This is a genomic window from Rhizobium sp. SL86 (assembly GCF_026672545.1).
Lineage (GTDB): Bacteria > Pseudomonadota > Alphaproteobacteria > Rhizobiales > Rhizobiaceae > Neorhizobium.
In genome coordinates this window covers 1594393-1607064 of sequence record NZ_JAPPRJ010000001.1, presented here as the reverse complement: position 1 = coordinate 1607064, position 12672 = coordinate 1594393, and the positions used below count along the sequence as shown (strand labels likewise).

At 62.8% G+C, this 12672-nt stretch carries 11 protein-coding genes; 7 read left to right on the top strand and 4 right to left on the bottom strand.

Features of this window, described 5'->3' with window-relative positions; genetic code table 11:
- Positions 1–132: 132 nt before the first annotated feature.
- Positions 133–1443: a UDP-N-acetylglucosamine 1-carboxyvinyltransferase gene (gene murA / locus OU993_RS08060; protein ID WP_268156023.1), complete on the top strand. Its 1311-nt coding sequence runs from the start codon at positions 133–135 to the stop codon at positions 1441–1443.
- A gap of 9 nt (positions 1444–1452) precedes the next feature.
- Here the strand turns inward: murA and OU993_RS08055 are convergent, their stop codons facing one another.
- A complete protein-coding gene (locus OU993_RS08055; RefSeq protein ID WP_268156021.1) occupies positions 1453–1896 on the bottom strand; it encodes a metallopeptidase family protein in 444 nt (147 codons plus the stop codon).
- Between the two features lie 172 nt (positions 1897–2068).
- Between OU993_RS08055 and OU993_RS08050 the strand changes: the two genes are divergently transcribed.
- The 5 genes from OU993_RS08050 (at position 2069) to bfr (ending at position 8931) form a co-directional block, all read left to right on the top strand.
- Complete coding sequence (locus OU993_RS08050) at positions 2069–3004, top strand: ImuA family protein (RefSeq protein WP_268156019.1); 936 nt, start codon at positions 2069–2071, stop codon at positions 3002–3004.
- A gap of 40 nt (positions 3005–3044) precedes the next feature.
- Positions 3045–4472 carry a Y-family DNA polymerase gene (locus OU993_RS08045; RefSeq protein ID WP_442792940.1) on the top strand — a complete coding sequence of 476 codons (1428 nt, stop codon included), beginning with the start codon at positions 3045–3047 and terminating at the stop codon, positions 4470–4472.
- Entirely contained in the window at positions 4469–7858 is a 3390-nt protein-coding gene (locus OU993_RS08040) for an error-prone DNA polymerase (protein WP_268156017.1), read from the top strand. The genes OU993_RS08045 and OU993_RS08040 overlap by 4 nt, the downstream gene beginning before the upstream one ends.
- A 304-nt stretch (positions 7859–8162) precedes the next feature.
- Positions 8163–8480 carry a (2Fe-2S)-binding protein gene (locus OU993_RS08035; RefSeq protein ID WP_268157574.1) on the top strand — a complete coding sequence of 106 codons (318 nt, stop codon included), beginning with the start codon at positions 8163–8165 and terminating at the stop codon, positions 8478–8480.
- Positions 8446–8931: a bacterioferritin gene (gene bfr, locus OU993_RS08030; RefSeq protein ID WP_268156015.1), complete on the top strand. Its 486-nt coding sequence runs from the start codon at positions 8446–8448 to the stop codon at positions 8929–8931. Before OU993_RS08035 ends, bfr begins: the two co-directional genes overlap by 35 nt.
- A 55-nt stretch (positions 8932–8986) precedes the next feature.
- On the opposite strand, the gene OU993_RS08025 is transcribed toward bfr, so the two are convergent.
- Positions 8987–9946 carry a quinone oxidoreductase family protein gene (locus OU993_RS08025; protein WP_268156013.1) on the bottom strand — a complete coding sequence of 320 codons (960 nt, stop codon included), beginning with the start codon at positions 9944–9946 and terminating at the stop codon, positions 8987–8989.
- Positions 9947–10035: 89 nt separating this feature from the next.
- On the opposite strand from OU993_RS08025, the gene OU993_RS08020 reads away from it, so the two are divergent.
- Positions 10036–10914, top strand: a complete 879-nt coding sequence (locus tag OU993_RS08020) for a LysR family transcriptional regulator (protein WP_268156011.1) — start codon at positions 10036–10038, stop codon at positions 10912–10914.
- A 6-nt stretch (positions 10915–10920) separates the two neighbouring features.
- Here OU993_RS08020 and OU993_RS08015 read toward each other — a convergent pair whose 3' ends face one another.
- Positions 10921–11451: an RNA pyrophosphohydrolase gene (locus OU993_RS08015; RefSeq protein WP_268156009.1), complete on the bottom strand. Its 531-nt coding sequence runs from the start codon at positions 11449–11451 to the stop codon at positions 10921–10923.
- Between the two features lie 10 nt (positions 11452–11461).
- Positions 11462–12661 carry a divergent polysaccharide deacetylase family protein gene (locus OU993_RS08010; RefSeq protein ID WP_268156007.1) on the bottom strand — a complete coding sequence of 400 codons (1200 nt, stop codon included), beginning with the start codon at positions 12659–12661 and terminating at the stop codon, positions 11462–11464.
- Positions 12662–12672: the final 11 nt, after the last annotated feature.

Sequence of the window (12672 nt, the reverse complement as noted above, 5' to 3'; positions counted from 1 at the left end):
TGATCTTCATGCCTTAAAAGGGCCGTCTCACCGACGAAAACAGGGGCTCTGAGTGGATTTTCCCGAACCCTCCCCCTTTGTCCCTCCCTTCGCCGCCGCCTTGGCGTGCGCTTTTCCAAGAGGCAGAACAGCATGGCCGAACCCAGAGCCGCAGAGCGTATCGAATATATCGTCGAGGGCGGGCACCGGCTGTCCGGCGCGATCGAGCCCTCCGGCAACAAGAATGCGGCCCTTCCCATCATCGCCGCAGCACTTCTGACCGATCAGCCGGTGGAACTGACCAATGTTCCCCGCATTCGCGATGTCGAGGCACTCGTGCGGCTTCTGGCCTCGCTCGGCGCCGAGACCGAATGGACGGGCAACAATGCGCTGCGCATCCATGCACGCGACATCCAGCCGGCCACCCTCGACCCCGATCTCTGCTCGCGCATCCGCGCCTCCATTCTGCTCGCCGGGCCGGTTCTTGCCCGCTGCGGCGAAATCACCCTGCCGCCCCCCGGCGGCGATGTGATCGGGCGGCGCCGTCTCGATAGCCATTTCCTCGCCCTGCGGCAACTGGGGGCCGAAATCTCGTTGGACGGGAATTATGTCTTCAAGGCCAAGACTTTGACCGGGGCCGACGTGTTTCTCGACGAACCCTCGGTGACGGCGACCGAAAATGCGCTCTGCGCTGCCGTCGCGGCCAAGGGTACGACCATTCTGCGCAACTGCGCCTCCGAGCCGCATGTGCAGGATCTGGCGCATTTCCTCAATGCCATGGGTGCAAAGATCGACGGGATCGGCACCAATTGCATGACGATCGAGGGCGGACGGCCGCTCGGCAGCGCAACCCACCGCATCGGCCCGGACCATATCGAGGTCGGTTCGCTGATCGGCCTTGCGGCGGTCACCGATTCCGATCTGCGCATCACCAATGCCGGGGTCGAACACCTGCGCTCCACCCTGATGGGTTTCGAACGGCTCGGCATTCACTGCCGGATCGAAGGCGACGACCTGATCGTGCCCGCCGGGCAATCGAAAAGGATCGAGCCCGATTTCGGCGGCCATGTGCCGAAGATCGAGGACCAGCCCTGGCCAGCCTTTCCCGCCGATACCATGTCGATTGCCATCGTCACCGCCACCCAATGTGAAGGCATGGTGCTGATGTTCGAAAAGATGTTCGAATCGCGGATGTTCTTCGTCGACAAGCTGATCGCCATGGGCGCGCGGATCGTGCTGTGCGATCCGCACCGGGCGGTGATTTCCGGACCCGCGCCGCTGAAGGCCGCACGGCTGGAAAGCCCGGACATCCGCGCCGGCATGGCCATGCTGATTGCCGCCATGGGGGCAGACGGCACCTCGATCATCAACAATGCCCAGCAGATCGAACGGGGTTACGAGCGGATTGACGAACGCCTGAATGCGCTGGGCGCAAAAATCCGCCGCATCCCGGCCAGGGCCTGAGGCTGGTCCTCAGCCCGTCCGGTCGGCGGCCTCTTCGGCACGTTCCTCGATACGCTCCATATCGTCATCCGACAGGCCGAAATGGTGGCCGATCTCGTGAATGAGCACATGGGTGATGATATCGCCCAGTGTTTCCTCGTTTTCCGCCCAATAATCCAGGATCGGGCGGCGATACAGACGGATACGGTTCGGCAATTCGCCGGTTTCCACCGTGAAACGTTCGGAAATGCCGCGCCCTTCGAACAGGCCGAGCAGATCGAAAGGCGTTTCCAGCGCCATGTCCTCAAAAACCTCGTCATCGGGGAAATCCTCGATTTCGATGGTCAGGTCATGGGTCAGTGCGCGAAATTCTTCCGGCAGGTTGCCATAGGCCTCGATTGCCAGCGATTCGAAGGCGCTGATGGTCGGGGCGTGGCGATCCCGCCAATCATCGGTCTGGTCGACACGGGCCATGGGTGCTCCTTTTTTATAAGCCATATAAGGTTTTCGAGAATTTTTTTCGAGAGCGGATTCAAGCAGCAAGCAGGAAGCGTAAACGAATCTCGCCGCACACCCCGTTGACTCTTCGGGCAGCCTCTGGAATCCATAAGAACATAAAGTGAACATATCGGATGGAGCTGACGTCATGGCACGACCTGCCCTGGCGCAGGAGACGGTTTTTGCCCTGCGCGAAACGATTGCCCGGCTGGAGGGCAAAGCCCTGCCGGCGCTGGCAGCCGCCGAGGCGGAACATGTTGCCGAAGGCCACGCGGAGGCCCATGCCCGGCTGGCAACGCGTGTGGCCGAACTGGACCAGGCGCTGGAGGGCGGCCTGCCGCTGGATGGTATTACGGAAATCCGCAGTCTCGGCTTTCGCCATGCGGGTGCGGCCAGCGGTTTTGCGCTTGCACTGACGGCTCACCTGCAGCGGGAGACGGGGAACGCCAGTCCCTTCCTGTGGATTTCGGACCGTATGGCAAAGGCCGAGGCAGGCCTGCCCTATGCGCCCGGCCTGCAGGCCTTCGGGCTGGACATCACGCGTTTCTACCACGCGGTGCCGCAGCGGCTGGAGGATGCCCTGTGGCTGGCGGAAGCTGCCCTTTCCAGCGGGATTTTTGCAGCAACGCTGCTGGAAATTCACGGCAATCCTGCCCCTTTCGGCCTCACCGAAAGCCGCAGGCTGAGCTTGCGGGCAAAGGCGGCGAGGCGGCCGCTTCTGCTCATCCGGCATGCCGGCGAGGAGGAGGCCTCCAGTGCCCTCTTCCGTTTTCTCGCCGAACCGGCACCGGCGTCCGAACGGCGCCTTCCCGATGGCTCGATGCTTGGCGGCAGCATCGGACATCCGGTTTTCCGTCTCACCCTGGAGAAGAGCCGCAACCCGGCTCCGCTCTGCCTCGATCTGGAGTGGAACCCCCATGACCGCCAATTTTTCGCTCTCCCACCCGCCCTTTCCCCAAGACGAGACACTGTTCCGGCCAGCCAGCCGGCAGCGCGTTCTGGCGCTCTATTTTCCGCGGCTTTCGACCGACAGGGTGCTCCGGCGTCGATGGGGTCTGTCCTGGCGTTTGAACGGGCGTCCTGACGAACCGCCGGTCATCTATGCCGGCCGGCGCGACAACGGCATGCGCCTTGTGGCGCTGGAGGAAGGCGCGGAAACGGTCGGGCTGAAATGCGGCCAGGGGCTGGCAGAGGCGCGTGCCATCTGCCCGAACCTCACCGTGATCGAGGAGGACACGTCCGCCGACAGGCGGTTCCTGGAGGCGCTTGGCGACTGGTGCGACCGTTATACGCCCCTGGTGGGTCTGGAGGCGCCTGACGGGCTGTTCCTCGATATCACCGGCTGTGCGCATCTCTTCGGCGGCGAGGCCGCGATGCTGGAGGAAATCCTCACCCGCCTGACACAGATGGGGATGGCGGTGCGTGGCGCGATCTCCGGTTCGCCGGGCCTCTCCTCTGCCCTTGCCCGCTTCGACGGCAACCGCATCGTGGAAGACGATGAGCGAGAACAGGTGCTGGCCCCGCTGCCGGTGGCGGCCTTGCGCCTGGAGGAGGCGACGATCCAGGCGCTGCACAAGCTGGGCCTGAAGCAGGTGGGCGACCTGATGGAAGCGCCGCGAGCCCCGCTGGCCCGCCGTTTCGGCACCCACCTTCTGCTGAGGCTCGATCAGGCGACCGGCGCGGACGAGGAGGCCATTTCGCCACGCCGGCCTGTGGCCTCGCTGTCGGCCGAAAGGCGGCTCGCGGACCCCATTCAGGCCGAAGAGGATATTCTGGCGCTGACGGCGCAAGTTGCCCAGGCGCTGACGCCGCGGCTCGAGGCCCGTGGGGTCGGCGGACGCGTCTTCGAACTGGTGCTGTTCCGGGTGGATGGTGAGGTCTTTCACCTGAAGGCCGGCGCATCCCGCCCCTTGCGCGATCCGCCGCGTATCGCCCGGCTGTTTGCCGAACGGCTGAAGGCCGTGCATGACGATCTGGATGCCGGTTTCGGCTTCGAAATCCTGCGGCTCAACGTGCTGCAGCACGAGGCCTTCGACACAGTGCAGGGTGATTTTGACGGCGAGGGCCGCGGCCAGCAGCCGCTGGCGGATTTTATCGATCAGGTCTCCGCCCGGCTGGGGCCGGACGGCCTGCAGATCTGTCAGTTACGGGAAAGCCATGTTCCGGAACGGGCGGTGGTGCCGACCTCTGCCCTCTCCGCTGCCGTCCCCCGCAAGCTTATGCCCGAGGCAGCGCCGCTGAACGGGATGTTACCAGGTAAGGAACGTCCGATCCGGCTGTTTGCCCATCCGGAGCCTCTCGAAACCTTCGCGGTCGAAATTCCCGATGGCCCGCCTGTCCGTTTTCGCTGGCGCCGCCTGATCCACACGGTCATGCGGGCGGAGGGCCCCGAACGACTGGCCGCCGAATGGTGGGTGGATGGCGAAACAGCGCCGACAAGGGATTATTTCCGGCTGGAATCGGAAAACGGCCAGCGTTTCTGGGTCTATCGCCAGGGGCTTTTCGATCAGCTCGCTTCGCCGCGCTGGTTCATGCATGGGGTCTTTGCATGATCACGCCCCCCCGCTTTTTCGAGATCGGCGCCCGCACCAATTTCTCCTTTCTGGAAGGCGCCTCGCATCCGGAAGAAATGGTGCAGGCCGCCGTGGCCCTGGCGCGACAGGGAGAACTGGCAGGCCTTGGCATTGCCGATCGCAACACGGTTGCCGGCGTGGTGCGCGCCCACGCGCAATTGCGCGACATGCCGGAGGATGCAGGACTGAAGGTGCAGCCCGGCGCCCGGCTCGTCTTTGCCGACGAGACGCCCGACATGCTGGCCTTTCCCTGCAACAGAAGCGGCTGGGGCAAGCTCTGCCGCCTGTTGAGCGCCGGAAACCTGCGCAGCGACAAGGGCCAGTGCACGCTGTTTATCAACGACCTCCTCGAATGGGGCGACGAGATGATGCTGGCGGTGCTGCCCGGCCGTCCGCTTCTCGATGACCGAGCGGCGGGAGAAGCCTTTGCCGCAAACCTTCACCACTTCAGGGCCCGTTTCGGAAACCGGATATATCTTGCCCTTTCGGCGGATTATGACGGTCGCGATTCCATCGCCTTTGCGAGCTTTGCCCAATGGGCAAACAAGGCCCGCCTACCGCTGATTGCCACCAACCAGCCGCTCTACCACCATCCGGAGCGCCGCCCTCTTTCCGATGTGGTGACCGCCATCCGTTCGCATGTGACGGTGCAGGAGGCCGGTTTCCGGTTTACCGCCAATGCCGAGCGGTTCCTGAAGCCGGCCACGCGCATGGCCGGGATTTTCCGGCGTTATCCGGAGGCGATCGCCAACACGGTCTCGTTTTTCGAACGGCTGGAATTTTCCCTGCGCGCCCTTCGCCACAATTATCCGGAGGAGAAAATTGCCGGCGAGACACCGTCTGAAACACTGGAACGGCTCGCTTATGAGGGCGCGCACTGGCGATATCCGGAGGGTGTACCGGACAAGGTTCTTGAGCAGATCCGCGCCGAACTCGACCTGATCCGCGAAAAACAATATGCGCCCTATTTCCTGACCGTGCGCAACATCATGGAGTTCGCCCGTAGCGTAAACATTCTCTGCCAGGGGCGTGGTTCGGCGGCCAATTCCACCGTCTGTTATTGCCTGCGCATCACCGATGTCGACCCGATGAAATCCTCGCTGCTGTTTGCCCGGTTTTTGTCGACGGAACGCGACGAACCGCCGGATATCGACGTGGACTTCGAACATGAACGGCGCGAGGAGGTGATCCAGTTCATCTATCGCACCTATGGGCGGGAGCATGCGGGACTGGCCGCTGCCGTCACCAGCTACCGCACACGGTCTTCCGGCCGCGAAGTGGCCAAGGCCTTCGGCCTGTCGGAAGATGTGCAGTCGGCGCTGTCGAGCACCGTCTGGGGCTGGTCGACGGAAGGTCTGTCCGAACGGGAGGCCAGCAATGCCGGGCTCGACACGCAGGATCCAACCACCCGGCGGGTTCTCGATTATGCCAGGCAGCTGATGGATTTTCCGCGCCATCTCACCCAGCATGTCGGCGGTTTCGTGATCACCCGCGACCGGCTGGACGAGGTGGTGCCGATCATGCCGACAGCCATGCCGGGTCGTTTCATGATCGAATGGAACAAGGATGATCTCGATGTGCTCGGCATCCTGAAGGTCGATATCCTGGCGCTCGGCATGCTGAGCTGCCTGGCCAAGGCCTTCCGGCTGCTCACCAGCCATTACGGGCGGCCTGAGACGCTTGCCTCCATCCTCGCCGACCAGAATGATGACGTCTATGACATGATCTGCCGCGCCGATACGGTCGGGGTTTTCCAGATCGAAAGCCGGGCGCAGATGAGCATGCTGCCGCGCCTGCGGCCGCGGATCTTCTACGATCTGGTCATCGAGGTGGCGATCGTCCGGCCCGGCCCGATCCAGGGCGACATGGTGCATCCCTATCTCAAGCGGCGGGAGGAGCAGCGGGCAAAACGGGAGATCCCTTATCCGAGCGACGAACTGCGCGAGGTTCTGAAACGCACTCTCGGAGTTCCGCTCTTCCAGGAACAGGCGATGCAGATTGCCATCGTCGCGGCGGAGTTTTCCCCCAGCGAGGCGGATCAGTTGCGCCGCGCCATGGCGACCTTCCGCCGGACCGGCACCATTCATCATTTCCGGGAGAAGATGGTCGGCAACATGATCCGCCGTGGTTATGATCCGGAATTTGCCAGGCGCTGTTTCAGCCAGATCGAAGGTTTTGGCGAATATGGCTTTCCGGAAAGCCATGCGGCCTCCTTCGCACTCCTCGTTTATGTCTCCTGCTGGTTCAAGGCGCTGTATCCCGACGTCTTTCTGGCCGCTATCCTGAACGCTCAGCCGATGGGTTTTTATGCGCCTGCCCAGCTTGTGCGCGATGCGCGCGAACACGGAATCGAGGTCTTGCCGGTCGACATCAATTTTTCCGATTGGGATGCGGCGCTTGAGGACGGCACGGGCTTTCAGCCGCGCAGACTGGCGGAGCAACACCGATCGATGCACCGCGTGGTCCGATCGCGCAAATCCGTCCGGCTCGGTTTTCGGCTGATCAAGGGATTGTCCGAGCTGGACATCCGGCAAAAGCTGGTCGCAGCACGCGGGGATGGTTATCGTTCGATCCGCGATCTCTGGCTGCGTTCCGGCCTCAATCGTTCGGTGATCGAGAAACTGGCGGAGGCGGACGCCTTCCGTTCAATCGGGCTCGACCGGCGCCGGGCGCTGTGGGAGGTTCGGGCGCTTGATGCCAAACAGGCCAGCGAAAGCCTGCCCCTCTTCGAGCGGGTGGGCCGGGATGACCTTCAGCCCGAGCCGGAGATGGTGCTGCCGGAGATGTCGCCCGGGGAACAGGTGATCGAGGATTACCGCAGCCTCACTCTGTCGCTGAAGGCGCATCCGGTCTCCTTCCTGCGCCCGGCACTTCAGGAGCGCGGGTTCGTCACGACGGCGTCTCTTCGAACGGCGGATAAGAACCGGCGGATCGACGTCGCAGGGCTGGTCCTGATCCGCCAGCGGCCGGGCACAGCCAAGGTGATCTTCATGACGCTGGAGGACGAGACCGGCGTGACCAACGCCATCGTACGCCCCAAGATCTTTGCCAAGTATCGATCGGTTGTGATGGCCGCACGACTGGTGCGCATCCGTGGGCTCCTGCAGCGGGAAAGTGATGTCATCCACGTGATTGCCGATCATATCGAGGATCTGACACCGATGCTGGGCCTCTTGCAGGAGGAAAGGCGACGTTTCGGCCTGTGCGACCGGGCCGACGAGGTGGTGAGAGCAACCATGGACCAGCGCGAACGGCAGAACCGGCGAAAAAATCCGGTGCCGGACGAAGTGCAGACCGGCACCGTCTCCGGCACAAGTCCGCAGGAGAGTGCGCGGGTCCTGCCGAGAGGCCGGAACTTTCACTGATGCGTCGGGCCGGAATATTCTGGGTGCGAAAGGATGGCCTGCTATCGATGTTTGCCCTTTGCGCCATCAACGGGGCATGAGCTGGAACTCCTTCCGGCTTGCAGACGGTTATCGGCCGTATTCCGCCATCCCGGCAGAGGGAGCGAGACGAGGTGATGATGGGAAACGAGAGGCCATAACACGCAGATGTGACCCGCCTCTTCGGCGTGAAACCGGGCGATGGGCGGGATTTGATTCATTTTTCTTGACATATGCCATCCGCTTTATCAAAAAAGAGGACGTCCAACGTCATGTTTGATGGCTAATACGCATGCTAGTCTGCAGTTGCAATTACATCACCGACCACGAGATCCGGGCCGTTATCAACAGCCTTCTGGATGAGGACTGTTGGCAGCTGATCGTGCCGGCAAAAGTGTATCATGCCATGGAAAAACGGGGGCGCTGCTGCGGTTGCTTCCCGAACGTTGTGGATCTGATCATCCGCACAACCGAAGAATATCACGCTCAACGCCACTCGACGGAAGCCGAGCTTGTCGATTATATGTCTCGCCTGAGAAAGTTCCACGAGGAAAACAGGAGAGCGGACATTGAAAGGCGACAAAAGAGTCATCGAGCGGCTTAACGAAGCCCTATTTCTCGAACTCGGCGCAGTAAATCAGTACTGGCTTCATTATCGTCTTCTTGAGGATTGGGGTTACACCAAACTCGCCAAGAAGGAACGTGCTGAATCGATCGAAGAAATGCAGCACGCCGACAAGATCGTCGCGCGCATCATTTTCCTCGAAGGGCATCCGAACCTGCAGACGCTGGCCCCGCTTCGCATCGGCCAAAACGTTCGTGAGGTTCTCGAAGCTGATCTGGCCGGCGAATATGACGCCCGCACCTCCTACAAGGCATCCCGCGACATCTGTCACGAGGCCGGGGATTACGTGTCGATGAAGCTGTTCGAACAGCTGCTGATCGACGAGGAAGGCCATATCGACTTCCTCGAAACCCAGATCGAGCTTTTGACCAAGCTTGGCGAAGAGCGTTACGGCCTGCTGAACGCCGATCCGGCCAACGAAGCCGAATAAGACCCTCGACTTCCGAAAAAGCCGGCCGCTCTGGCGGCCGGCTTCATGCTTTTATTCAAGGCACCAGAAGCGCGGACCCGATAAGCTGCCCTGCCTCGAGATCCGCATGGGCGACAGCGGCCTGATCCAGCGCATACCGCCGTGACGGCCCGTCGAGAATGCCGCGCTGCATCATCGAAAAAACCGTCTCCACAGCCGGCCGATAGGCCTCGCGATCCGTCGAAAAGGCCATCACGCTCGGGCGTGCAAAAGCATTGGAGCGAAGCGACGACAGCGGAACGGGAGGCGCAATACCGCCCACCTGCCCAACGCAGGCCGTCATGCCGAACGGCCGGACACATGCGATCGATTTTTCCAGCATCGGCCCACCAATGCCGTCGATGGCCAGATGCACGCCTTTGCCATCGGTCAGTTCCTCGATGCGGCGCACCAGATCGACGTTACGGCCGACGATGACATGATCGGCACCGTGGCTGCGGGAAATTTCGGCCTTTTCCTCCGAACTGACGGTGGCAATCACCTCTGCGCCGAGCAGCTTTGCCCACCGTGTCACCACCGACCCCAGCCCTCCGGCACCGGCGTGGACGAGCACGCTCATGCCGGCCGACACCGGATAGAGTTTCTGGAGAAGCATGTAGGCCGTCATTCCCCGCAGCAGGCAGGATCCGGCCGTCTCGATCGCCAGCGCATCGGGAAGCGGAACCGCGCGCCAGGCGGGCAAGATCCGCTGGTCGGCATAGGCGCCCACAACACCGGCATAAGCGACCCTCTGGCCAAGCCTGAGATCAATCACATCCGGACCGACCGCCTCGATCACGCCGGCCCCCTCCACGCCGGGGACTGCGGGCAGTGCGAGGGGATAAACACCGGTGCGGTGATAGACATCGACGAAGTTGAGGCCGACCGCCTCCTGCCGGATCCGCACCTCACCGGGGCCGGGCTCTGGCCGCTGAACCTCTCGTTTCTGCAGCACATCGGGCGCGCCGGTGGTCGAAAATTGCATCTGGTAAGGCATGGAAATCTCCTTTCGGCGGCGACTGTACGCGTCGGGCCCGATGTGCGAAAATTCGGAAAACTCTCCCAACTGATGGGAATAAATGAACAATGAACTGGGATGACCTTCGCCACCTGTCGGCCTTTGCCGAAGAGGGGAGCCTGCTGCGTGCAGCCCGCAGATTGGGTGTGGAACATGCCACCGTTGCCCGCCGTATCGAATCGCTCGAGCAGGCCCTGTCGCTGAAGCTGGTGGATCGTCGCGGCCGGCGCCTGAGCCTGACGGCGGAGGGGGAGCGGATCGCCACGATCGCCCGGCGCATGAGTGGCGAGGCGGAGGCGATCGCGCGGATCGTCGACATCTCGCTCAGCAGCATCCGCGGCGAGGTCACGATCTCCGTTCCACCGGCCTTCGGCGCGGCCGTGGTGGCACCCCATATCGCAGTCCTCACCCGGCATTATCCGCAACTCACGGTCCGGCTGACCGGGGAAGCACGGCAGGCCTCTCTGGACAGGCGCGAGGCCGATATCGCGATCCGCCTCAGCCGCCCGGTAGAGGGCGACCTGACGCTCCTGAAGCTGACGGAGATCGCCTTCCGGGCCTATGCCAGCCCCGACCATCTGTCGGCCCGCCAGCGCAACGATTGGCAGTTCATCGGGTCCGACGGCGAGACCGGCCATTCACCGCAACAGGAGGAGCTGCATCGTCTTGCGGGGGCCAACCGCTTCAGTGCCAGAACCGGCGAAGTCCTCATGCAACTGGCGCTGGCTCGAAGCGGCGCAGGCATCGCCATGCTGCCGGACTTTCTGAAGCCGGAGGAAAACGGGCTGGTGGCCGTTTTTCCGGACCAAGCACCGCTGATCCGAGAGGTCTGGCTTGTCGTTCACAACGATCTGCGCCGGTCGCCTCCGGTGCGCGCGGTCATCGATCATCTGAAGCGAAGCTTTCGGCAGGCAGCACAGGGCGCTCTGCCGGATCCGGTATCGTGACTGGCCTCAGCCCCTTGTGCCGGCGAGATGGGCAAATTCCGCCACCACCTGTTCATAGGCCGCCCGCTTGAACGGCACGATAAGTGAGGGGAGGTCCTGCATCGGCTTCCAGGCCCAGGCATCAAACTCCTGGTGCTGCCCACTCGGCGGGTTTTCGATGTTGATCTCGCTCTCCTCGCCCTCGAAGCGGAAGGCGAACCAGCGCTGCGTCTGGCCGCGATATTTGCCCTTGAGGCCGATGCCAATCAGATGGTCCGGCAGATCATAATTGATCCAATCCTTCGCCTCGGCGATCAGCGAGACGGACTTGATGCCGGTCTCCTCGAACAGCTCGCGGTAAGCGGCGTCGCGCGGGTCCTCGCCCTTGTCGATGCCGCCCTGCGGCATCTGCCAGAGCTGCGGCGAACCATCCGATTCGGAGTTGCCTTCGGAAAGCCGCCGGCCGACCCAGACCAGGCCTTGTGCGTTCAGCACCATCACGCCGACGCAGGCACGGTAGGGAAGATCGGCAGCGTTCGGTTTCGGCTTCTTGCTCACGAAAAACTCCTCATTGTTCGGCAGGTTGCGATACGAGACTGGCCACGCCGACGATTTCAATCCCGCGGCGCTCCGCCTCCTCGATCCAGTCGGCCACCGCTTCCACCGTTTCATCGAAGGCGGAACCCATGCCGATCGCCACGCCCTTGCGCTGGGCAATACGTTCCAGGTCATCGAGTTTCTTCAGGATCTGCGTACGATCCAGCTGGCTGTCCACCGTCAGGTCACCAAAACCGATCGGCGCGCCAATCGCCTTGCCGATCTTGCCCGTCAGCGATTGCGCGGAGGAGCCATCGTCGAGAAACAGCAATCCCCGGTCGGCAACATCGCGCATCACCGGTTCCAGAGCATCGGCATCCGCCATGTAGCGGCCGCCGAGATAACTGACGATGCCGGTGTAATTGGTGATGCGCCCCAGTGCCTCATGCAGTTTCTTGAGATTTTCCGCCGCGGATGCATCCACCTTCAAGGTCAGCGGACCCGGGTTGTTAGCTGGATAATCGAACGGCTCCATGGGAACCTGCACGAGAATTTCATGCCCGTTCCGCCGCGCTTCCTGCATCCAGCGCTGCAGGCTGTTGCCGCTTGCGGCAAAGGCAAGCGTCACGCTCTCCGGCAGCCTCTGGATCGCCTTCTGCGTGCCGGTCTGGCTGAGGCCCAGCCCGCCGATGACGATGGCAATGCGGGTTCCCCGCGCACCGGACCAGGGACGCGCATATTGATCCATCGGCCGCAGACCATCCGGGCCACGCACAGGCAGCCGGCCATAGGGGGAATCCTCGAGAAGGTCCTCATTCGGTGTTGCGGCCATACGAGGATCCTGGCCGACCCTCTGCGCATCAATGATCAGAGGTCCGTCGCCGTCTCGCTGTTTTGGCGAAAACTTGGTGACGACCGACCCGTCTCCCATCTGCACACGCTCGACATTGGCGCCGTCCTGGCCACTGGACCGGGACACAGAGGGCGGGGGAGCGGTCGGGCTGTTGGCGGTCGCAGGCGGTGTCTCCTGTGCCGGCACTGGTGGCACGGCAAGCGTCACCTCGGCGGTGGAGGCCTGTTCCACCTGGCCGGCGCGGATAATGTAGAATGACAGTCCAAGGATGGCGCCGCCACCCAGAAGCGCGAACAGAAGACCGGCGGAAGGGCGCCGCGGAGGATGCCCCTTTTTCCTTTTCACCGGTACGAGAGGCGCGCGAAGATCAGTCCCCAATGGATCGTCCG

What these genes read in the sequence shown, in the direction of transcription:
- murA (WP_268156023.1), top strand. Translation starts at nt 133, where the DNA reads ATGGCCGAACCCAGAGCCGCAGAGCGTATCGAATATATCGTCGAGGGC.
- OU993_RS08055 (WP_268156021.1), bottom strand. Translation starts at nt 1,896, where the DNA reads ATGGCCCGTGTCGACCAGACCGATGATTGGCGGGATCGCCACGCCCCG.
- OU993_RS08050 (WP_268156019.1), top strand. Translation starts at nt 2,069, where the DNA reads ATGGCACGACCTGCCCTGGCGCAGGAGACGGTTTTTGCCCTGCGCGAA.
- OU993_RS08045 (WP_442792940.1), top strand. Translation starts at nt 3,045, where the DNA reads ATGCGCCTTGTGGCGCTGGAGGAAGGCGCGGAAACGGTCGGGCTGAAA.
- OU993_RS08040 (WP_268156017.1), top strand. Translation starts at nt 4,469, where the DNA reads ATGATCACGCCCCCCCGCTTTTTCGAGATCGGCGCCCGCACCAATTTC.
- OU993_RS08025 (WP_268156013.1), bottom strand. Translation starts at nt 9,946, where the DNA reads ATGCCTTACCAGATGCAATTTTCGACCACCGGCGCGCCCGATGTGCTG.
- OU993_RS08020 (WP_268156011.1), top strand. Translation starts at nt 10,036, where the DNA reads ATGAACTGGGATGACCTTCGCCACCTGTCGGCCTTTGCCGAAGAGGGG.